18 protein-coding genes, 3 tRNA genes and 1 pseudogene are annotated in these 21515 nt (G+C 69.9%); 13 read left to right on the top strand and 9 right to left on the bottom strand.

The features are described 5' to 3' along the window. The first annotated feature begins 216 nt into the window (after positions 1 to 216). A complete protein-coding gene (locus ABZ208_RS18770; RefSeq protein WP_356910568.1) occupies positions 217 to 867 on the top strand; it encodes an HAD family hydrolase in 651 nt (216 codons plus the stop codon). A gap of 144 nt (positions 868 to 1011) precedes the next feature. Next, positions 1012 to 1800 (top strand): VOC family protein, encoded by a 789-nt coding sequence (locus ABZ208_RS18765; protein ID WP_356910567.1) that lies wholly within the window; start codon positions 1012 to 1014, stop codon positions 1798 to 1800. A gap of 74 nt (positions 1801 to 1874) precedes the next feature. Here the strand turns inward: ABZ208_RS18765 and ABZ208_RS18760 are convergent, their stop codons facing one another. After that, a complete protein-coding gene (locus ABZ208_RS18760) occupies positions 1875 to 3635 on the bottom strand; it encodes an RICIN domain-containing protein (protein WP_356910566.1) in 1761 nt (586 codons plus the stop codon). Between the two features lie 697 nt (positions 3636 to 4332). Here ABZ208_RS18760 and ABZ208_RS18755 point away from each other — a divergent pair. Next, complete coding sequence (locus ABZ208_RS18755) at positions 4333 to 4752, top strand: VOC family protein (RefSeq protein ID WP_356910565.1); 420 nt, start codon at positions 4333 to 4335, stop codon at positions 4750 to 4752. Between the two features lie 201 nt (positions 4753 to 4953). Here the strand turns inward: ABZ208_RS18755 and ABZ208_RS18750 are convergent. Together ABZ208_RS18750 and ABZ208_RS18745 are read right to left on the bottom strand one after the other, a co-directional pair. Beyond that, positions 4954 to 5254 (bottom strand): annotated as a pseudogene (locus ABZ208_RS18750) (hypothetical protein); the annotation flags it as partial. A 227-nt stretch (positions 5255 to 5481) separates the two neighbouring features. Continuing rightward, positions 5482 to 5970, bottom strand: a complete 489-nt coding sequence (locus ABZ208_RS18745; protein WP_356910564.1) for an ATP-binding protein — start codon at positions 5968 to 5970, stop codon at positions 5482 to 5484. Between the two features lie 110 nt (positions 5971 to 6080). Here ABZ208_RS18745 and ABZ208_RS18740 point away from each other — a divergent pair, with 110 nt between their 5' ends. Further along, positions 6081 to 6761 (top strand): TetR/AcrR family transcriptional regulator, encoded by a 681-nt coding sequence (locus ABZ208_RS18740; RefSeq protein ID WP_356910563.1) that lies wholly within the window; start codon positions 6081 to 6083, stop codon positions 6759 to 6761. 1078 nt (positions 6762 to 7839) lie between these two features. Here the strand turns inward: ABZ208_RS18740 and ABZ208_RS18735 are convergent. The 3 genes from ABZ208_RS18735 to ABZ208_RS18725 form a co-directional block, all read right to left on the bottom strand. Next, a tRNA-Ile gene (locus ABZ208_RS18735) sits at positions 7840 to 7913 on the bottom strand. Positions 7914 to 8087: 174 nt separating this feature from the next. Further along, positions 8088 to 8160: transfer RNA gene (locus tag ABZ208_RS18730), tRNA-Asn, on the bottom strand. A gap of 5 nt (positions 8161 to 8165) precedes the next feature. After that, positions 8166 to 8238 (bottom strand) — tRNA-Asn (locus ABZ208_RS18725). A gap of 173 nt (positions 8239 to 8411) precedes the next feature. On the opposite strand from ABZ208_RS18725, the gene ABZ208_RS18720 reads away from it, so the two are divergent. From ABZ208_RS18720 to ABZ208_RS18690, 7 genes are all read left to right on the top strand, one after another. Beyond that, positions 8412 to 8711 (top strand): YtxH domain-containing protein, encoded by a 300-nt coding sequence (locus tag ABZ208_RS18720; RefSeq protein ID WP_356910562.1) that lies wholly within the window; start codon positions 8412 to 8414, stop codon positions 8709 to 8711. Between the two features lie 35 nt (positions 8712 to 8746). Further along, positions 8747 to 10192, top strand: a complete 1446-nt coding sequence (locus tag ABZ208_RS18715) for an FGGY family carbohydrate kinase (RefSeq protein WP_356910561.1) — start codon at positions 8747 to 8749, stop codon at positions 10190 to 10192. A 135-nt stretch (positions 10193 to 10327) separates the two neighbouring features. Then, positions 10328 to 12061 carry an ABC transporter ATP-binding protein gene (locus tag ABZ208_RS18710; RefSeq protein WP_356910560.1) on the top strand — a complete coding sequence of 578 codons (1734 nt, stop codon included), beginning with the start codon at positions 10328 to 10330 and terminating at the stop codon, positions 12059 to 12061. Positions 12062 to 12081: 20 nt separating this feature from the next. Continuing rightward, complete coding sequence (locus ABZ208_RS18705; RefSeq protein WP_356910644.1) at positions 12082 to 13989, top strand: ABC transporter ATP-binding protein; 1908 nt, start codon at positions 12082 to 12084, stop codon at positions 13987 to 13989. Between the two features lie 76 nt (positions 13990 to 14065). After that, positions 14066 to 14338, top strand: coding sequence for a metalloregulator ArsR/SmtB family transcription factor (locus ABZ208_RS18700; RefSeq protein WP_328400891.1), 273 nt, complete (start codon positions 14066 to 14068; stop codon positions 14336 to 14338). Between the two features lie 13 nt (positions 14339 to 14351). Continuing rightward, the gene (locus ABZ208_RS18695) at positions 14352 to 14741 is read left to right on the top strand and encodes a VOC family protein (RefSeq protein ID WP_328400889.1); all 390 of its coding nucleotides are present in this window, start codon (positions 14352 to 14354) and stop codon (positions 14739 to 14741) included. A 112-nt stretch (positions 14742 to 14853) separates the two neighbouring features. Further along, positions 14854 to 15048 (top strand): hypothetical protein, encoded by a 195-nt coding sequence (locus ABZ208_RS18690; RefSeq protein WP_356910559.1) that lies wholly within the window; start codon positions 14854 to 14856, stop codon positions 15046 to 15048. A 10-nt stretch (positions 15049 to 15058) separates the two neighbouring features. On the opposite strand, the gene ABZ208_RS18685 is transcribed toward ABZ208_RS18690, so the two are convergent. Then, complete coding sequence (locus ABZ208_RS18685) at positions 15059 to 16339, bottom strand: RNA polymerase sigma factor (protein WP_356910558.1); 1281 nt, start codon at positions 16337 to 16339, stop codon at positions 15059 to 15061. 88 nt (positions 16340 to 16427) lie between these two features. Here ABZ208_RS18685 and ABZ208_RS18680 point away from each other — a divergent pair, with 88 nt between their 5' ends. Then, on the top strand, positions 16428 to 17084 hold the full coding sequence (locus ABZ208_RS18680; protein WP_356910557.1) for a hypothetical protein: 657 nt from the start codon (positions 16428 to 16430) through the stop codon (positions 17082 to 17084). Next, positions 17081 to 18067, top strand: coding sequence for a nucleotidyl transferase AbiEii/AbiGii toxin family protein (locus ABZ208_RS18675; protein ID WP_356910556.1), 987 nt, complete (start codon positions 17081 to 17083; stop codon positions 18065 to 18067). Before ABZ208_RS18680 ends, ABZ208_RS18675 begins: the two co-directional genes overlap by 4 nt. Before the next feature lie 213 nt (positions 18068 to 18280). On the opposite strand, the gene dnaG is transcribed toward ABZ208_RS18675, so the two are convergent. Together dnaG and ABZ208_RS18665 are read right to left on the bottom strand one after the other, a co-directional pair. Next, the gene (gene dnaG / locus ABZ208_RS18670; protein WP_356910555.1) at positions 18281 to 20179 is read right to left on the bottom strand and encodes a DNA primase; all 1899 of its coding nucleotides are present in this window, start codon (positions 20177 to 20179) and stop codon (positions 18281 to 18283) included. Between the two features lie 34 nt (positions 20180 to 20213). Further along, entirely contained in the window at positions 20214 to 21476 is a 1263-nt protein-coding gene (locus tag ABZ208_RS18665; protein ID WP_356910554.1) for an FAD-dependent oxidoreductase, read from the bottom strand. Positions 21477 to 21515: the final 39 nt, after the last annotated feature.

The raw sequence follows: 21515 nt of genomic DNA, 5'->3' as shown, positions 1-21515 counted from the left end.
TCCGGGCGCTGCGAAGAGTGTGGGTGCTCACAAGTTGCTTGAGGCATGGGAGTTGTTGGCGGATAGCTGCCATGGCGGCCTCCCGCCATGGGCGCGGGGACGGATCGGTGACGCACCGAGCGGCGGTCGGGCGACGACACCCGGCGCGGCGTCCGGGCTCACGTGCCGCCACGTTCCGCTTCGCACGCTTCGCGCCCAAGTCCCTATCCTGCAGGGATGATCCGACCCATCGAACTAGTGATCTTCGACTGCGACGGCGTGCTGGTGGACAGCGAACGCATAGCCTCGCGCGTGCAGATCGCGCTGGGGGCAGAGCTCGGCTGGCCGCTCACCGAGGAAGAGGTCGTCGAGCGTTTCATCGGGCGCTCCCACGCGGCGATCCTCGAGCAAGTAGCCGCTCGGCTCGGCCATGAGACGGCAGCCGTCTGGGGAAAGCGGTTCGAGGAGCTCCACGCAGAGGGGGTCGAGGAAGGACTGACTCCCGTCGACGGACTGCCCGAGGCACTCGATGCGATCGCTGTGCCCACATGCGTCGCCTCCAGCGGCTCCCCCGAGAAGATGCGCCACACCCTGGGCCGTACCGGTCTGTACGAGCGCTTCAGGGGCCGCATCTACAGTGCGGCCGACGTCGCGCGCGGCAAGCCGGCACCGGACCTCTTCCTCCATGCCGCGCGGCAGGTGAACACCGACCCGGCTGCTTGCGTGGTCGTGGAGGACAGCCGCCCCGGTGTCCGGGCCGCGCGGGCCGCGGGTATGCGGGCACTCGGGTATGCCGGGGGACTCACCCGGCCCGAGCTGCTCGAAGGAGACCGCACGGTCGTCTTCCACGACATGAGCGCATTGCCCGGCCTCATCGCGCGGTCGTGATCCGTCCCGGCGCCTGTGCGGGCCGGCTGCCGACGGGCCGGGCGGACGCTGCGGCGTGTTCGCGGGCCGTTCGACGGGCGATCGGCCGGTGCGCCGCCTAGCTTGGCAGCAGCAGGCAATCCACGAGCAGGAGGCTTGGACACGATGGCAGCGCTACCCGAAGGCACGCCCTGCTGGGCCGACGCGATGTTCCCCGACGTGGAGGCCGCCAAGAGCTTCTACGGCGAGTTGCTCGGCTGGACCTTCGACGAGGGCTCGGCGGAGTTCGGGGGCTACACGCAGGCGCGGTCGGACGGCAAGGCCGTGGCCGCGGTCGTCCCGCGGATGCCGGGCATGGACACACCGCCCGCCTGGAACCTCTACTTCGCCACGTCGGACATCGCAGCCACCGCACGCAGGATCAGCGACAACGGCGGGGCGCTGCTGATGGACCCGATGCCGGTCGCCGGCTTCGGCACGATGATCACGGCGGAGGACCCCAGCGGTGTGTACTTCAGCGTCTGGCAGGCCGGCACCCACGAAGGCTTCGAGAAGATCGGCGAACCCGGCGCGTACTGCTGGACGGAGATCACCACGCGGGACGTGGAGAAGGCCGACCACTTCTTCCCGGCCGTCTTCTCCTTCGAGGTGAAGCGGATGAAGGACGAGTCGGTCGGCTATCACCTGTGGCACATCGAAGGCGCGCCGGTCGCGGGCCGCCTCAAGATGACGGCCGAGTTCCCGCACGACATGCGGCCGTTCGTCAATGTGTACTTCGCCGTCGAGGACTGCGACGCGGCGGTCGCCACGGTCACGCGGCTGGGCGGCCGGCTGCACCACGGGCCGACGGACAGCCCCTTCGGGCGGTTCGCATCGGTGTCCGACCAGCAGGGGGCGGGGTTCGCGGTCATCGATCCGAAGACGGCCAAGGGCGACAATCCGGAGTTCGAGTGATCGCCACGACCGGCTGATCCGGGGCCCGGTGGCGACCGGGCCCCGTTCGCCGTGGGCGCCGCGGCGCCCACGCGCTACGGCGCGGACACCTCGTCCGCCGCAGCCTGCGCCCGGGACGGCGTCACGGCGGGGACGGCCGAGGGCCGCCCGAAGGACCGGGGCTCCTGCGAGTTTTGCCCGCTGTCGCTGACCCGGCGAAGACCGGCGCCCTCGGCCGCTTCCTCTGCTTCCTCGTCCGGCCCTTCGTCCGATTCCTCGCCGGCCACCTCGGCCGGCTCCCGGCCCGCCTCCTTCTCCGCCTTCTTGTCCCTCGCCTCTTTCCGTACGCCGTCGTCCTGCGACGGCGCCGCGTCGTCTTCCGCCGGCGTGGACTGCGGCGGGCATGTCCCGCCGACACAGTGCCCGCCCTTCGCCGGTCCGCCGACCTCCGCGGCGTACGGGGAGGCGGTGGCGGTGCCCGACTGCCGCGCGGTCCCTGCGCCCATGGTGTCGGTGGCCCAGATCTGGCCGATGGAGTCGTCCCGCACCTTGACGACCACCGGGCTGTCCGGCTCGGGAGCGGCGGGCATCACGGCCAGTCTGTCGTTCCACCGCGGGATCATCTGGCCCTGGATCGTCAGGTCGTAGCGGACGTCCACGGCATCGGGCGCGGCCGTCGTCGTACAGGTGTCCAGGACAACGATGCCATCGAGCCCATGGGAGTCCAGGCACAGCTCGGGGGCCAGGGCACTGCGCAGGCGGCCGTCGCTCTCGTACACCCACTGCTGGGCGGGGGCCGACGAGCAGACCGCCATCGCGACGTCCGTGCCGGGTTCCGGTGTGACGGTGGGGATGTCGAGGCAGAGGTTGGACTCGGCATTGCGCAGCCGTGTGGTGAGCGGGCCGCCCGGGTGGGCGGCGGAGGTCGTCGAAGGCTGGGGCGCGGTGCCGGACGGCTGGGCCGTGCCGGTTCCGGTGCCCGGTGCCGGGGCGGTGGCGGACGGGCCGGTGACCGCTCCGCTGGGCACGACCGGGCCGGCCTGATCGTCGTCGTCGGACCATGCACTGGCCACCAGACCGAGCAAGAGCAGCCCGACCGCGGCGAGAGCGGTTCCCGCCACCAGCATCCTGGGCGAGAAGGGCAGTGGAACGTGCTTGCCCAGAACGGCGACACGGGGCACCGCGCGGCCCCGTCCGCCCCTGGAGTGCCGGCCCGGCCGCCGAGCCTCGGCTCTGGCCTGGGCCGGGGCGCCCCGCCGGCCGGGGCGCGACTCCAGGTACGGCTGGGCGGCCCGGCCGAGGAGCGCCTCGGCGAGCAGCTGACCGAGCCGGCCTCCGGACTGCCTGAGCTGATCGGCCGCGTACCGGCAGTGCCGGCAGTTCGCCAGATGCTGCTGAATGTCGGGAATCAGCGCGCCGCCGCGGCGCAGGGACACGTCGAGCAGCCGGTTGAAGTGGCGGCACCGCTGGTCGGTGGCGAGCTCCCGGTGGGCGCGCAGACAACCCTGCCGGAACTGTTCGCGCGCATGCTCGAGCTGGTCGCTCGCCAGACGCGGGTCGATGCCGAGCAAACCGGCGGGTATGGATATGCCCTCGGCCTCGACCTCGGCATGCCACAGCAGCACCTGGGCGGTCAGCGGCATTGCATGGAAAGCGCGTGAGACGAGCTGCCTATTCTCGGAAGGCAGCTCGGGAATGAGAAGTCCGGGCAGCATGGCGGCCACGCGCTCGTCACTGGCCCATACCTTGGCGATATGACGGGTGGTCACCAGGAGATGCGGCCGCAGCGCACCGGCCGGTGCGCCGGTGTGCGCGAGATTCTCCATCAGCTGGGCGAAAGCCACCGTGGTGAACATCGAAGCAATATTCGAAGAAGGGGCACAGATCGATGCGTAATCGAACACCGGCTGCCAGTGCCGCGCCAGCAAAGTGGCCGCAGGATAGGCCTCCTTGGCGCCTTCGCCGGCCCCCAGCGCGGCGGAGAGCTCCTCGTCTGAGATCCCGGGAGCAGGGCTTGACTGCACGGAAGGTGCGATTCCGGGCGTACGGGCGTGCTGCATAGACGTCGTTCCATCCATGGCATTGCGGTGGGGGGTTGCAAGGGTGGCAGCCTCGGCCGAGGGGCCGCGGACGCCGGGCGAAAGGCGCGCACCTGTTGGTACATACCTATGCGGGCGATGCCCCCTCTTTTGGAGTCGGGTCGCCTTCGGAGAAATTCGAACGGTTGATCAAAATAGTCTTGTTCGGACGTGAGGAAGCTCACCCTTACACAACTCGCCTCCCGACAACAAGAGTTCCGGGCGTCCGCCATTCACATTCCGGCGCGTCAAGTCCACTTCCGGGCACAGCGGCCGACTTCTGGAACTTGAGTAAGTACAACAATGACGAAGCATTGCTGCGGGGACCCTTGACCTCGATCGCGGAAAACACCCGCGGCGCCCGGCCCGCCGTCGCCAGCGGACGGCGCCGTGACCGCCGGGGAGTCACCCGCCCACACAGACACCGCACCGCCTAACCTGCCAGGACGGACTTGCCTCGCGAAAGGATCATCTCGTGTCTTCTCGGCTCAACCCGTACATCAGCTTCGACGGCAACGCACGCGAAGCCATGGAGTTCTACAAGGAAGCCTTCGGCGGCACCCTGACGGTGAGCACCTTCGGCGAATTCCAGGCGGAGGAGGCCGGTGACGCCGCCGACAAGGTCATGCACAGCATGCTCGAGACGGACAAGGGCTTCACCCTCATGGGCGCCGACACACCGCCCGGCATGGAGCACAAGCCCGGCAACAACATCGCCGTGAGCCTGAGCGGGGACGACGCAGCCGAACTGCGCGGCTACTGGGAGAAGCTGTCCGGCTCGGGCGGCACGGTCACGGTGCCGATGGAGAAGCAGATGTGGGGAGATGTGTTCGGGATGTGCACGGACCGGTTCGGCATCACATGGCTGGTCAACATCAGCGAACAGCAGGCCTGACCCTCCGCATACCTCGACGACGGTGCGGGGGCCGCATCCAGGGATGCGGCCCCCGCACCGTATGACTGGAACAGTCCGCTCGGCCGGGAGCCGTACGGGCTGCCGTCCACCTCACTGGTGCCAGGCAGAAGCGCACTGTTCCACTCGGGGGAACGCACATGCGTGGGCCGGGTCCCGAGCTTTCGGCTGAGGGGCTGCGCATCACAGGAGGCTGACCGTCGGTTCAGCAGTCGGCAGGTCGTCATCGGGGATCATTGGTGCGGAGAGGAGCTCGTGGACGATGGGGCCGACGGACCCGGAACCGGCTTTGCCCCCTCGACGAGACAGGCGATGGCGACGTTGCCACGGTGCGCGGCGAGCCGGCCGTTGTTCGGCTGGTCCCCGCCGACTTCGGCAATGCCGGTCTTGGCGCCGGTGTCGTCGGGCAGACCGGCGAGGACCGTCACGGTGTGCCCTGGGTGACGGTGGCGCGCATCATGTCGCGCAGCTGTGTGACGATGCCCGCCTCTGGCGGCCGACGGCTGGGTGACGGCGGTGCCGCGGCGCCTGGACGGTTTGCGGGTCAGGAACGGCGCGGCGCAACGGCCTTGCTGATCGCGGTACTCGCCGAAGCGACCGAGAGGACGGTCGTGTTCTTCAGGACCTCCTGGGCGGAATCGAGCGGTGACGTTTCCCTACGGGAAATCGGTGATGTGACGAAGCGACTCGATCCGCGCGAGGGCGCCTCGCTCAGCGCCGCCCTCCACCGGGGGAATCCGGCGCTTCCGGAAGTTCGAACCAGACGTCCTTGCCCCAGGGAGTGGCGTCGGCGCCCCATTTGCTCGCCATCAGATCGACCAAATGCAGGCCGCGGCCGAATTCGTCGGTGGTCTGCGCCGAGCGGAGCTGCGGCAGTTCCCGGCTGCCGTCGCGGACTTGGCAACAGATGACCTCGCGGCGTACCACAGTGAGGCGGACGGAACCGTAGGCGTGAAGCAGCGCATTGCCGACCAGCTCGCTGACCAGGAGTTCGGCCGTGTCCGCAAGATGGTCCAGGCCCCAGTCGGACAGGGTGCTGCACACCGCTCTGCGGGCTTGACCACAGGCGTCCGGAGCCCGCGGAAGCCGCCAGGGACCGGCGACGGTCAGCTCCCGGTGGGGGGCGAAGCCCAGGGACGGGACAGGGACGGGGCGCGTTGCGGCGGTCGCGGCGGGCCGTACGAGGTGAGTGTGGTGCATGAAAGCCTCCACAAGGCCCTGGCCGGTTCTCCAGTCAGGGAGTCGATACAACCGCATTTACTACGGAGTAAAATCGTAATCCTGGTTTACCCCGAAGTAAAGTGGTGGACATGGCTGATCACCCGCCCAAGGCCGGCCCCACGCCACAGCGTCCAGCGGGCCGCCGCCGCGCCTCTGCGGCACGCCCGACCGACGAAGAGATGCTGGACGCGGCCTCCGCGGTCTTCAGCGAGGCCGGATTCCACGCGGCGACCATGGACGTCGTCGCCGCACGTGCGAGATCCACCAAACCCACGCTGTACGCGCACTTCGGCAGCAAGGAGGACCTGTTCGGCAAATGCGCCGACCTCGCAGCCGACACCTTGGCGAGCGCGCTCTTCGAGGCCTACGCGGCAGCGGCCGATCTCCCACTCGAACAGCAGGTGCGCGCGGGCGTGGCCTCGTTCTTCGATTACGCGGACGTCCATCCGGCGAGATTCCGCCTGCTCTTCGGCGCGCACGCGACAGGGTCGGCGGCCGAGGCCCGGCAACGGCTCATGTCGGCCGCCGACCGGGAGATCACGCGCCGGATCCGGTACTTCACCCAGCGCCACGGCCGTGGCACCTGGGGGACGAGTGCGGAGCTCTGCGCCTCCTTCGTCGTCGGCCTGGTCGTCGAGGGCGCGCGGTACACGCTGGTCGCCGACTCACTGGATCCGGCATCGGCCGCCGAGTTCACGACCCAGTTCGCCGTGGCGGCGCTCAGAAACATCGACCCGCACCTCGCCGACACTCTCGACGCACGCGAGTGAGCAAAGCGCGTCGGGGTGACAGCCCGGGACGGCGCTGCCGCCCCATGTTGTCGCGTCGGCCGAACCATTTGGTATGTACAGCCCTGTGCCGGTCAGCGCAGGTCTGCCCCCGCCACTTGGGCGTGGCGGGGTTGAGCCGACTCCGGACCCCGACCGGGACGTCAGAACGGAGCCGTCGGCAACGGCGCTGACATCTCGGTGATTTGGGACCGCACCGACTCGGTGTTGCAGCCGTCACCCGGACTGCGCCTGCCGGACGCGGTGGCCCCCGCCGGGCGGAGGACGAACCGCCGACGCCGTCCTGGGCTCGATGGCTCCGACAACCTGCCGCGCCCGACAGCTGCCTCACATCTCGCTTCCATTCCGGCGTCGCCACGGGGCGGTTCAGCCGCGCCCCGGCGATGTCCGGGCGATTCCCGGCCTGTGACGGGAGGCCTGCTGCCGCTCCGGGCATCAGTGTCCAGGCACAAGCCTTGGAACCCGGCACCACTGTGACCAAGCGTCAGCCGAACCGGCGGACACCGTCGGAGCCTCCGCGGTGCGGTGGCAGAACCGGCGTTCGTAGGGACCCCGCAGCAGCGCGGCGTAGACAACAGCGAACGCCGTCCACGCCGGACAGAGGCCCGCAAGGCCGAGCCCGGCGTGGACGCCGAGGAGTCGGCCGGCGGGATGAGGGGGACATGGTCGCCGGTCACGGAGGCGATCACGACAGTCCTGGTGTCACCGGCGGCGCGCAGCAGAGCGGCATGGGACATGGCGAGCGCCAGAGTGGCCATGCCGAGCAAGGCCAAGGGTGTTGCGGTCCAGTCGCGCTCGGGGTCGAGGCACCCCGGGGCGAGATCGCTGCGCCACACGTAACTGTCTGCGGCCTCCCGAACGGAGGGGCTCATTGCATACGGGTCGCTCGTTGCCGGGCCTGGCCGCGAGACAGCGTGACGAGCGCGTGTCGCTACGCCTCTGTCCTCACATTGTCCTCACACTAGGAGGACGGCCGTAGGGATGGGCCGTCACGATCAACTTCACGACTCGCCCGACCGGCAAAGATGCCGGTCGGAGATCCGTAACCACAGGCCTGCGGTGGGGCGGGTGGGACTCGAACCCACGGCCGACGGATTATGAGTCCGCTGCTCTAACCGGCTGAGCTACCGCCCCTAACGGCGCGTCGCGCACATTTGTGCGCGCCGTCTGCCGCAGCATAGCCGGTCATACGATCTCTCGCTTCGGATGCTCGGCAACCCGTGACCATGAAGACTGCGCTGGTCGCCGCCCCGGATGCCGTGCGGAAGACGCGAAAAAGGACCCTCGAGGGGTCCTCTTTCTCAGCTGCTCCCCCGGCTGGACTCGAACCAGCAACCCTCCGGTTAACAGCCGAATGCTCTGCCAATTGAGCTACAGGGGATCGCGCTCCCCCGACTGGACTCGAACCAGTAACCTGCCGGTTAACAGCCGGCTGCTCTGCCAATTGAGCTACAGGGGATTGCTGCGTTTGCACCGAACGTACCTACCCGGGGCGTCCCAGGGGGCGTGCGCTCGCTGCGACACATACATTAGCGCAAGCAGGGGGGTGCTCCGCCAATCGGTATGTCCCGGGGTGATCACGGGCCCAGCCGGGTAGGCGAGCAGCACCGACGCAACGGAAGGGTCGCAGCCATGCGGTACAAGCTCACGTTCGTCGCCGGACTGGCCCTCGGCTTCGTGCTCGGCGCACGGGCCGGGCGCGAGAAGTACGAACAGCTCAAGAAGTCCGCGCGGCAGTTCGCCCAGAACCCCGCGGTACGCAACGCCGCCGAGTCCGCGGCCCAGAACAGTCGCCAGGCGGCCGGCAAGGCGTTCCACAAGGTCAGCGACAAGGTCGGTGACCATGTGCCCGTCTCGGTGGCCGAGCGGGTGAGGGCACTGCGCGACAAGAACGGCAGTCTCGACGACGACTGGGGTACCACCAACACATGACGTGACTGTCGGCGAAGTGCGGCAGAATTCTGGACATGGGGATAGTCGCAGGGCTGGACAGCTCGTCCGAGTTCACACGCATCGTCGTCTGTGACGCAGACACGGGCGCCGTGCTGCGCCAGGGGTACGCTCCGCACCCCGTCGAGGCCAAGGCCACCGAGGTCGATCCTCAGGTGTGGCTCCTCTCCCTCGGCGAGGCCGCGGGAGGCGGGCTGCTCGAGGGCGTGCAGGCCATCGGCGTCTCCGCGCAGCAGAACGGTCTGGTTCCCCTGGATGCTCAGGGCGGGCCGGTCCGTCCCGCCCTGCTCGGCAACGACAAGCGCGCCCAGGTCGCGGCAGCCGATCTCATCGACGGGCTCGGCGGGCGGCAGGCCTGGGCCGAGGCCGTCGGCTGCGTGCCGCAGGCCGCCCAGCCGGTGGCGAAACTGCGCTGGCTGGCACGCTCCGAGCCCGAGGCCGCGCAGCGGATCGCGGCGCTGATGCAGCCGCACGACTGGCTGGTGTGGCAGCTGCTGGGCCGGCCGGCCCGGCGGACCACCGACCGCGGCGCCGCCTCGGGGACCGGCTACTGGTCCGCGGGCACCGGGTCCTACCGTCCCGACCTGGTGGAGCTCGCGCTCGGGCACCCGTGTGCGCTGCCGGAGGTGCTCGGTCCGGCCGAGGCCGCGGGCACCACGCCCGAGGGGCTGCTGATCTCCGCGGGGACCGGCGAGACGATGGCGGCGGCGTTCGGGCTCGGGCTCGGCGTCGGCGACGCGGTGGTGTCACTGGGCGCGTCGGGTTCGGTGATGGCCGTGCACCACGAGGCGCTGGCCGACCCCAGCGGGATGATCACCTCGTTCGCCGACGCGACCGGGATGCATCTTCCCGTGGTGCACACGCTCAATGCCGTACGGGCGCTGCGCGGCACCGCCGAGCTGCTCGGCCTGGGGGACCTCGCGGAGCTCTCGGATCTCGCCATGAAGTCGACGCCGGGCTCGTCCGGCCTGGTGCTGCTGCCGTATCTGGAGGGCGAGCGCACTCCGCAGCTGCCCCACACGGCGGGCACGCTGAGCGGGCTGCGGCGCGAGTCCATGAAGGCGGAGCATCTGGCGCGGGCATCGTTCGAGGGCATGCTGTGCTCGCTCGCGGACGCGATGGACGTGCTGCGCAGCCGGGGCGTAGAGGTGCGCCGGGTGTTCCTGCTGGGTGCGGCCGCCGAGCTGCCCGCCGTGCAGGCCGCCGCGCCGGCGATCTTCGCGGCGCAGGTCGTCGTGCCGCAGCCCGCCGACTATGCGGCCCTCGGTGCGGCGCGCCAGGCCGCGTGGGCGCTGGGGGTCGCGCAGGGGACGCTGTCGCCGCAGTCACCGCCGGCCTGGCAGGGGGCCGCGGTGCAGGTCTTCGAGCCGGGCGACGAGCTCGCGGTGGGTCAGGCCGTGCGCCAGCAGTACGGGGCGACCCGGGAACAGATCCACCCGGGGGCGTTCAGCTTCGGCGGCTAGGCTCTGTCCGGCCGCCGACAGCGGTTCCTTCAGCTGTTCTTGACCGGGCTTTGGAGGAATTCCCTTGAGGTTTCCCCTGCCCGGTGCCGGAAGATGGGGTGACCCCCCGATCTTGCCGAGCCCGAGAGACAGCGCGTGCTGATACAACTGCTGCGGACCTTCCTGGGTCCGTACAAGAAACCCGTCGCCTTCCTGGTGGCGCTGCAGCTGCTGCAGACCAGTGCCACCCTCTATCTGCCGACCCTGAACGCCGACATCATCGACAACGGTGTCGTGAAGGGGGACACGGGCTACATCCTGGCCCTGGGTGCCGTCATGATCGGCGTCAGCGTGGTCCAGGTGGTCTGCAACATCGGGGCCGTCTTCTACAGCGCGCGCACCGCGTCCGCGCTCGGGCGGGACGTCCGGGCCGCCGTCTTCGACCGGGTGCAGAGTTTCTCCGCGCGCGAGGTGGGGCACTTCGGTGCCCCTTCGCTGATCACCCGGACGACCAATGACGTCCAACAGGTCCAGATGCTGGTGCTGCTGGCGTTCACCCTGATGGTCTCGGCGCCCATCATGTGCGTCGGCGGCATCGTCATGGCGCTCGGCCAGGACGTGCCGCTGTCCGTGGTGCTGCTGGCGGTCGTGCCGGTGCTCGGTATCGCGGTGGCGCTGATCGTGAAGCGGATGCGGCCGTTGTTCCGGACCATGCAGGAGCGCCTGGACACGGTGAACCGGGTGCTGCGTGAGCAGATCACCGGCAATCGGGTGATCCGTGCCTTCGTACGCGACACGTACGAGAAGGAGCGCTTCCGCGGGGCCAACGGTGAGCTGACCGACGTGTCGCTGTCGACCGGTCGGCTGATGGCGCTGATGTTCCCGACCGTGATGACGGTGGTGAACGTGTCGTCGATCGCCGTCGTCTGGTTCGGTGCGCACCGGGTCGACAGCGGTGCGATCCAGATCGGCGCGCTGACCGCGTTCCTCGCGTATCTGATGCAGATCGTGATGGCCGTGATGATGGCCACGTTCATGTTCATGATGGTGCCGCGCGCCGAGGTGTGTGCCGAGCGGATCCAGGAGGTGCTGGGCACCGATTCGAGCGTCGTGCCGCCGAGCGCGCCCGTGCGGGAGCTGCGCCGCAGCGGTCATCTCGAGGTGCGCGGCGTCGACTTCCGCTATCCGGGTGCAGAGGAGTCGGTGCTGCGGGGCGTCGATCTGGTGGCGCGGCCGGGTGAGACGACCGCGATCATCGGGTCGACGGGCAGCGGCAAGTCGACCCTGCTGGGTCTGGTGCCGCGGCTGTTCGATGTGACGGGCGGCGAGGTGCTCGTCGACGGCGTGGACGTACGGGAGCTGGATCCGGCGCTGATGGCGCGGACGGTGGGGCTCGTGCCGCAGAAGCCGTATCTGTTCTCGGGGACCGTGGCCACGAATCTGCGGTACGGGAACCCCGGCGCGAGCGACGACGAGCTGTGGCAGGCGCTCGAGGTGGCGCAGGCCGCCGACTTCGTACGGGAACTCGAGGGCGGGCTGAACGCGCCGATCGCGCAGGGCGGCACCAATGTCTCCGGCGGGCAGCGTCAGCGGCTCGCCATCGCGCGCACGCTGGTGCAGCAGCCGGAGATCTATCTCTTCGACGACTCGTTCTCGGCGCTGGACTACGCGACCGACGCGGCGCTGCGCGGTGCGCTGTCCCGCGAGACGTCCCGGGCGACGGTGGTGATCGTCGCCCAGCGGGTGTCGACGATCCGTGACGCGGACCGGATCGTGGTCCTGGACGAGGGGCAGGTCGTGGGAACCGGAAGCCATCACGAGCTGATGCAGGGCAATGAGACGTACCGGGAGATCGTCCTCTCGCAGCTGACGGAGGCTGAGGCCGCATGAGCGGGGGACCTGCTGCACGGATGATGGCCGGCAGCTCGCCCGCCGAGCGGTCGATGGACTTCAGGGGCTCGGTCAAGCGGCTGCTGCGGCAACTCGCTCCGGAGCGGGCGACGCTGTGGGTGATGCTCGCGGCCGGCGTGCTGAGTGTCGCGTTCTCGGTGGTCGGGCCGATGATCCTGGGGCAGGCGACCGACCTGGTCTTCGCCGGGGTCGTCGGCCGGGAGATGCCGGAGGGGACCAGCAAGGAGCAGGCGATCGAGGGCCTGCGCGAAGGGGGCGAGGGCGGCCTCGCCGACATGCTCACCGGGGTGGACTTCACGCCCGGCGACGGCATCGACTTCGGGGCCGTGGGTGATGTGCTGCTGGTGGCACTCGCGATCTACGTGGCGGCCGGGCTGCTGATGCTGGTCTCGACCCGGCTGTCGATCCGGGTGATCAACCGGACCGTGTACCGGATGCGCGAGGACGTGCAGGCGAAGCTGTCGCGGCTGCCGCTGTCGTACTTCGACCGGGCCAAGCGCGGCGAGGTGCTGAGCCGGGCCACCAACGACATCGACAACATCTCGCAGACGCTCCAGCAGACGATGGGGCAGCTGATCAACTCGCTGCTCACCATCGTGGGCGTACTGGCGATGATGTTCTGGATCTCGCCGCTGCTGGCGCTGGTCGCCCTGGTGACCGTGCCGGTGTCGGTGCTCGTGGCGACCAAGGTCGGCAAGCGCTCTCAGCCGCACTTCGTGCAGCAGTGGAAGTCCACCGGCAGACTCAACGCCCATATCGAGGAGATGTACACCGGTCATGCGCTGGTGAAGGTCTTCGGACGGCAGGAGGAGTCCGCGAAGGACTTCGCCGAGCAGAACGATGCGCTGTACCAGGCCGGTTTCAAGGCCCAGTTCAACAGCGGGGTCATGCAGCCGCTGATGTTCTTCGTCTCCAACCTCAACTACGTGCTGGTGGCCGTCGTGGGCGGACTGCGGGTGGCCTCGGGCGCGCTGTCGATCGGTGATGTGCAGGCGTTCATCCAGTACTCGCGGCAGTTCTCGATGCCGCTGACCCAGGTGGCGTCGATGGCGAACCTGGTGCAGTCGGGCGTCGCGTCCGCCGAGCGGATATTCGAGCTGCTGGACGCGGAGGAGCAGGCTCCCGATCCGGTCGTGGGTGCGCGGCCCGAGGCACTGCGCGGTGCGGTGTCGCTGGAGAAGGTGTCGTTCCGCTACACGCCCGACAGGCCCCTCATCGAGGATCTGTCCCTGTCCGTCGATCCCGGTCACACGGTGGCGATCGTCGGGCCGACCGGCGCGGGCAAGACCACTCTGGTCAACCTGCTGATGCGGTTCTACGAGGTGACCGGCGGCCGGATCACCCTCGACGGTGTGGATGTCGCCACGATGTCGCGGGACGAGCTGCGTGCCGGCATCGGGATGGTGCTGCAGGACACCTGGCTGTTCGGCGGGACCATCGCCGACAACATCGCCTACGGCACGTCCCGCAAGGTGACACGCGAGGAGATCGAGGAGGCGGCGCGCGCCGCGCACGCCGACCGCTTCATCCGGACCCTTCCGGACGGGTACGACACGGTGATCGACGACGAGGGCTCGGGCGTGAGCGCGGGCGAGAAGCAGCTGATCACCATTGCGCGCGCGTTCCTGTCCGATCCGGTGATCCTGGTGCTGGACGAGGCCACGAGCTCGGTGGACACCCGTACCGAGGTGCTGATCCAGAAGGCGATGGCGCGTCTGGCGCACGGCCGGACCAGCTTCGTGATCGCGCACCGGCTCTCCACCATCCGGGACGCGGACGTGATCCTGGTGATGGAGAACGGGTCGATCGTCGAGCAGGGCACGCACGAGGAGCTGCTGACGGCTGAGGGGGCGTACGCGCGGCTGTACGCGGCGCAGTTCGCGCAGGCCGTGGTGGAGGTGGACTGACCGCCGTGCGGCGGAGCAGCCGTTATAGGCAAGTGGCCACTTGACAAGCAAGTGGCCACTTGCCTATAACGGGGGCGTGGGTGACATCTTCCACGCCCTCGCCGCGCCTGCGAGGAGAGCGATCCTCGACGAGCTGCACGACCGCGACGGCCAGACGCTGTTCGAGCTGTGCACCCGGCTGACGATGAAGCACGGGCTCGGCCTGTCCCGGCAGGCCGTGTCCCAGCACCTCGATGTGCTGGAGGCGGCCGGACTCGTGACCAGCAGGCGCGACGGCAAGTTCAAGTTCCACCACCTCGACACCGCCCCGCTGCAGAGCATCGCGGAGCGGTGGCCGCCCAGGACATGAGAGGAAGGGCGCCATGAGGATCAACATCACGAGCGTCTTCGTCGACGACCAGGACAAGGCCCTGGCCTTCTACACGGATGTGCTCGGCTTCGTGAAGAAGCACGATGTCCCGCTCGGCGGCGAGCATCGCTGGCTGACCGTCGTCTCGCCGGAGGACACCGACGGCACCGAGCTGCTGCTGGAGCCGGACGGCCACCCGGCCGTCGGCCCCTACAAGAAGGCCCTGGTCGAGGACGGCATCCCGGCCACGTCGTTCGCGGTCGACGATGCCCGGGCGGAGTACGAGCGTCTGAGCGCGCTCGGGGTGCGCTTCACCCAGGAGCCGCTGGAGATGGGCGGGGTGACGCTGGCGGTCCTCGACGACACATGCGGCAACCTGATCCAGATCGCCGCCCGGCACTGACCGCTCGCGCCCGGGCCCCCTCGTACGGCCGTGATCTCGGTGAGGAGAATGGTGCCTTCACGGACCATGACCACATCCGTGCGTACGGCCACATCCGCACAAGGGGGAACACATGACGGACAAGAGCAGGCCCGGCTACGGCATCGCGCTGTGGCTGCCGCTGGGCGTGGCGCTGGGGATCTCGCTCGGGCAGCTCACCGACAACCTGAGCCTGGGCATCGCGCTCGGGCTGGCTCTCGGCGTCGGTGTCGGCGCCGGAATCGACGCACGCGCCAAGCGGCAGGGATCCCCCGAGGACGAGGGCTGAGCACCTGTGCTCAGTCGAGGTAGCCGCGCAGCTGGTCGGCGAAGGCGTGGTCGCGCAGCTTGTTGAGGGTCTTGGACTCGATCTGGCGGATCCGTTCACGGGTCACGCCGAAGAGCCTGCCGATCTCCTCGAGTGTGCGCGGCCGGCCGTCGACCAGCCCGTAGCGGAGCTGCACGACCTTGCGTTCCCGCTCGCCGAGCGTGGACAGCACCGCCTCCAGGTGTTCGCGCAGCAGGAGGAAGGCTGCCGACTCGACGGGGGACGCGGCGTCGCCGTCCTCGATGAGGTCGCCGAGGGCGACATCGTCCTCCTCCCCCACGGGCGCGTGCAGCGACACGGGCTCCTGGGCGAGCCGCAGCACCTCGCTGACCCGCTCGGGCGGCAGTTCGAGGTGGGCGGCGACCTCCTCGGGGGTGGGTTCGTAGCCGCGCTCCTGGAGCATGCGGCGCTGCACCCGCACCACCCTGTTGATCAGCTCGACCACATGGACCGGGACGCGGATGGTGCGCGCCTGGTCGGCGAGCGCCCGCGACATGGCCTGGCGGATCCACCAGGTCGCGTACGTCGAGAACTTGTAGCCGCGGGCGTAGTCGAATTTCTCGACCGCCCTGATCAGACCGAGGTTTCCCTCCTGGACCAGGTCGAGCATCGTCAGCCCGCGGCCCACGTAGCGCTTGGCCACCGAGACGACGAGCCGGAGGTTGGCCTCGATCAGCCAGCGCTTGGCCATCCGGCCCATGACCACCAACTTGTCGAGGTCGACGGCGAGTTGGGAGTCCGGGTCGGGAGTGTTGCCGAGCCGCTCCTCGGCGAAGAGACCCGCCTCGACCCGGCGCGCCAGCTCCACCTCCTCGACCGCGGTGAGCAGCGGAATGCGGCCGATCTCCCGCAGGTACTGGCGGAAGAGGTCGGAGGAGGGACCGCCGCCGTCCAACCGGGCGACCGCCCGCGGCTCGGGCGTCTCCTGCAGCTCGGGCTCGTCCCCCGGCTCCGCCTCCGCAGCCGGTGCTGCGGCGTCGGGTACCGCTCCGGGGTGCGCTGCGGCCCGGCTCTGCGCAAGGACCTGCTCGGCCATGCCGGAGGCCGAAGCGGTGGCGGTCGTGGCGGCTACGGTCTCGGTCAGGGTCTGCACGGGGGCGACCTCCAGAATGATCGCTGCCGGTTCGGGGGCGTGCGGCAGCGGGACGGCAGCGGCCGCCTGGCCGTTTTCCGTCCCGTTCAGGATGAGCGGATCCGCGGGGATGTCAGGCCCACTTCGGGTGGACCGGCCGCGCTCCGAGGACTCGGACACCGCCCCCAGTGTGGGGTACGACACATCTCTGCCACGAGGGGCGTGCGGTGACTTTTTGAGACCCGTGCGTGACCGGCCGGTTACTCGGATGCCCGCTCGCACAGACGTCTGCCAGGATCGGCCGGTGCGCGAGAACTACGAGTACGAGACCCATGTGACGGTGCGCTGCGACGAGGACGGTGCGCAGCGGCTGGACGCGTGGGCCCGTGCCGCGGGACTGAAAGTGACCCATATCGTGCTGGCACGCGGCCGGATGCCGGTGCAGCCGATGCTGACCCTGAGGGGCACGGACGGCCTTGGCGGGCAGCGTGCGGCCGCGGACGTGCTGGTGGGGCGGCTGCGGGCGGACGGCTTCGATCCGGTGCGGGTGAAGATCGAGACGACGCCGTGGTCGCCCGAAGCCGGCTCGTCCGACGGGTACTTCGAGCATCACGTGAAGCTGGAACTGGACGAGGACTTCGACCGGGAGACGCTGACCGCGCTCGCGGTCCGGCACGGGGCGCACCTGTCGTGGAATGCCCGGCGGGTGACGTCGGTCGGGCGCCACGAGCGCTTTGTGACGCAGCGCTGCCACGGAGGTTCGGCCGAGGAGGCCGGCCGGGCGTGCGATGCGATGGTGACGGAGCTCGCGGCGGCGGGGTACGAAATCCGTTCCCAGGAACGGGAGTTCGTGCTGTACGACAGTGATCTGTCGGTGGACGACGGGTGGATCGACGGATGGATCGACAAGGGGGCGGGAGCATGAGCGGATCGTGGGAAACGTTCGGCTGGACCAGCGAGAGGGTGCCTCAGGCTCCGCTGGACGAGGCGACGCGCGCCAGGCGCCATCTGCCGCGCACGCTACGGCCCGTGGCTGGGGACGGCCTGGTGCAGCGCCCTGTCTTCGAGCCGGCGCTCAAGCAGTACGCCAACGCCTACCGGGCCGCGGACCCCCGGTTCGACGATCCGGCCGAGGGGGTGGCCTGGCGGGCGGCCCGGCGCGAGGCGCTGGACGTCGTGCTCGCCGCGATCTCCGGTTCCGATCGGGCCGAGTCGCTGGTGCTGCGCGGCAGCGTGCTGCTCTCGGCGTGGTTCGGCGGGGCGGCCCGGGAGCCGGGCGACCTGGACTTCGTCGTCGTCCCGTCGACCTGGCACATCGACGATGCGCGCACCAGCGAGCTGCTGGACAGCATCGCCGCTGCTGCGGAGCGCATGGCGCGTGGATCCGGCACTCAGGTGCGGATCTCCGCACAGGGCGCCGTGGTCGAGGACATCTGGACGTACGAACGCGTACCGGGCCGCCGGATGGTCCTGCCGTGGTCCGCCCCGGGCCTTCCCGGCGGGCATGTGCAGCTCGACTTCGTCTTCAACGAGAAGCTGCCGGCCCAGCCCGAACCGGTGGAGCTGTCCGCCGTCACGACCCTGTGGGCGGCCACCCCCGAACTGTCGCTGGCCTGGAAGCTGATGTGGCTGATCAACGACTGCTACGCGCAGGGCAAGGACCTGTACGACGCCGTACTGCTGGCCGAGCGCCATCCGCTGCCGTACCCACTGTTGCGCGACGTCTTCCGGCTGTCCGGCGAGTGGCCGCACCCTGACCGGGAGGAGATCCTCTTCGAGGACGTCGAAGAGGCTCTCGGCCAGGTGGAGTGGAACCACTTCGTCGCGGAGTACCCGCAGTTCGCGGACGACGAGCAGGCGTTCGTGCAGCGGCTGCTGAGCGCGCTCGCGCCCACGTTCACCGGCTGACGCCCCGGTGATCCGGCGGCGCCCTGCCCGAGGACGGCGCTTCGCCGTCCGGCGGCCGATCCGCTGAAGGGCCCGGACGTCCCGGACACCGGCGCCGCCGGCGGGCGCCGTGCTCGCGCCGCGTGTCGGCGGGCCGCCCGGCCGGTGCCCCCTCGCGCGTCGGCATCGAGCACGGGAGCCGGGTGCGGGAGCCGGGTGCGGGAGTGCCCCGCGTCAGAGCGCGTCCGCGCCCTGGTTGCGCAGCGACTGGGCGTACTGCTGGAGCACCCACAACTCGTTCTGCACGGCGGACACATGCTCCGGTTCGGCGTGCTGCCCGAGGCGGGCGAGCGTGCCCTGGACGTCGCGGATACGGCGGTCGACGGCGCGCAGCCGGACCTGGACCAGTTGCATGCCCGCATAGGTCTCGTCGACCGTACGGGAGTGGACGGCCTCCACGGCGAGCTCGGTGACCAGGGCGCGCACCGTGTCGTTCGGTGCCGTGTCGCGGACCCGGGCCAGATAGCCGGGGGTGTCCTGGGTGCCCTGCTCGGCACCGCCCGCCTCCATGATGGTCTCGCGGACCGCCGCGTACGGGGGGGCGGTGAACTCGTCGGCGCCGTACGCGTCGAAGGCCGGGGACACCAGCTCAGGATGCTGGAGCGCGAGCTTGAGCAGTTCGCGCTCGGTGCGGTGGGCGGGGCTGCGCAGATTGAGCGCGGGGCCGGCCGGGGCCTGGTGGGCGTGCTGGGCGTCGTACGCACGCGGCTGCTGGGGGGCCGCGGGGCCGCGGCCGCCGCGCTCTCGGGCCCAACGGGCGAGCTGGGAGACCCGCTTGACCACGAACTGGGTGTCGAGGATGCCGAGGATGCCGGCGAGCTGGACGGCCGACTCGTGCTGGATCGCGACGTTCTTGATCCCGGCGACGATGGGTGCGGCCTCGTCGAGGGCGGCGGCGCGGCCCGCGGGGGTCTCCAGGTTGTGCCGGACCACCATCTGGCGGATCGCGAACTCGAAGAGCGGGGTGCGCGATTCGACGAGCTTCTGCACGGCGGGGTCGCCCTCGGCCAGACGCAGCTCGCAGGGGTCCATGCCGCCGGGGGTGATCGCGATCGAGGTCTCGGCGGCGAACTTCTGGTCGTCCTCGAAGGCACGCAGGGCGGCCTTCTGGCCGGCCGCGTCACCGTCGAAGGTGAAGATCACCTCTGCCGTGGCGTTGTCCATCAGCAGACGGCGCAGGATCTTGATGTGGTCGCCGCCGAAGGCCGTGCCGCAGGTGGCGATCGCGGTGGTGACGCCCGCGAGATGGCAGGCCATGACGTCGGTGTAACCCTCGACGACCACGGCCGTGCTGCTTCTCGCGATCTCCTTCTTGGCGAGGTCGATGCCGTACAGCACCTGCGACTTCTTGTAGATCGCGGTCTCTGGGGTGTTCAGGTACTTCGGGCCGTTGTCGTCGTCGCGCAGCTTGCGCGCGCCGAAGCCGACGACCTCTCCGGTGATGTCGCGGATCGGCCACATCAGGCGGCCGCGGAACCGGTCGATGGGTCCGCGGCGGCCCTCCTGGGAGAGGCCGGAGAGGAGCAGCTCCTTGTCACTGAAGCCCTTTCCGCGCAGGAACCGGGTCAGATGGTCCCAGCCGGCCGGGCTGTAGCCGACGCCGAAGTGCTGGGCGGCGCCCTGGTCGAAGCCGCGCTCGGCGAGGAACTTCCGGCCGATCTCCGCCTCGGCGCCGTCGAGCTGCTCGACATAGAACTGTGCCGCGGCCTTGTGGGCCTCGACCAGCCGGATCCGCTCGCCGCGCTGGTGGGTGGGGTTGTACCCGCCCTCCTCATAGCGCAGCGTGATGCCCGCCGTCGCGGCGAGGCGCTCGACCGTCTCGGAGAAGGAGAGATGGTCGATCTTCATCACGAAGGCGATGGTGTCGCCGCCCTCCTGGCAGCCGAAGCAGTGGAAGAGCCCCTTGCTGGGGCTGACCTGGAAGGAGGGGGACTTCTCGTCGTGGAAAGGGCACAGGCCCTTGAGGTTTCCGCCGCCGGCGTTGCGCAGCTGGAGGTACTCGGACACGACGGCGTCGATCGGGACGGCGTCCCGCACCGCCTTCACGTCGTCATCGTTGATCCTGCCTGCCACGCGTGAAGTCTACGGCGGTGCGGTGACACTCCCGTCAGCCGTTGAGGGAAGCCAGAGGCACCGACGGGTCGCCGAGGGCGTCGGGGTCCACCTGCGCACCGGAGCGGACGAGCTGCTGGATGGGGTCGGTGACGTCCCACACATTCACGTTCATCCCGGCGAGCACCCGGCGGTCCTTCAGCCAGAAGGCGATGAACTCCCGCTTGCCCACGTCACCGCGCAGCACCACCTGGTCGTAGGAGCCGGCAGGCGCCCAGCCCGAGTACTCCAGCCCCACGTCGTACTGGTCGGAGAAGAAGTAGGGGACGCGGTCGTAGGAGACGTCCTGGCCGAGCATGGCGCGCGCGGCTGCCGGGCCGGAGTTCAGCGCGTTCGCCCAGTGCTCGACCCGCAGCCGGATGCCCAGCAGCGGGTGGTGGACGGCGGCCACGTCGCCGGCCGCGTAGATGTCGGGGTCGGAGGTGCGCAGGCTCGCGTCGACGGCGATACCGCCGCCGTGCGCCCGGTCGGCCAGCGCCAGACCCGCGGTTTCGGCGAGCGCCGCGCGCGGGGCGGCGCCGATCGCGGCGAGCACGTCATGGGCCGGCTGCTCCTCGCCGTCGTCGGTACGGGCGGCAAGCACCATGCCGTCCTGGCCGGTGATCTCTGTGAGGCGGGTACCGAAGCGGAAGCGGACACCGTGCTCGGTGTGCAGCTCGGTGAAGACCTGGCCCAGCTCGGGGCCGATGACCTGGTGCAACGGGGTGGGCAGCGGTTCGACGACAGTGACCTCGGCGCCGTAGCCGCGGGCTGCGGCAGCGACCTCCAGGCCGATCCAGCCCGCGCCGGCGATGAGCAGATGGCCGTTGTCCCGGCCGAGTGCGGTGAGCCGGTGGCGCAGCCGGTCGGCGTGGGCGAGGCGGCGCAGATGGTGGACGCCCGCGAGGTCGGTGCCGGGGATGTCCAGACGTCGCGGTTCGGCGCCGGTGACCAGCAGCAGCTTGTCGTAGCGCACGACGGCACCGTCACCGAGGCGGACCGACTTCGCGGCGCGGTCGATGGCGACGACGGACTGGCCGAGATGGAGTTCGACGTCGGCCTGCGCGTACCAGGCGGTCTCGTGGACGAAGACGGAGTCGCGTTCCTCCTTGCCGGACAGATAGCCCTTGGACAGGGGCGGACGCTCGTAAGGATGGTCGCGTTCGTCACCGATGAGGATCACTCGGCCGGTGAACCCTTCGGAACGAAGCGTCTCGGCGGCCTTGGCCCCGGCAAGTCCACCGCCGACGATGACGAAGGTCCGATGTGCGTCGACCACGTGATACCTCCTCGTTGCTTCTGCGCTGCGCAGCCTTCA

The sequence above is a fragment of the Streptomyces sp. NPDC006208 genome, assembly GCF_040613775.1.
GTDB lineage: Bacteria > Actinomycetota > Actinomycetes > Streptomycetales > Streptomycetaceae > Streptomyces.
This window is presented reverse-complemented; position numbering and strand designations above follow the sequence as displayed.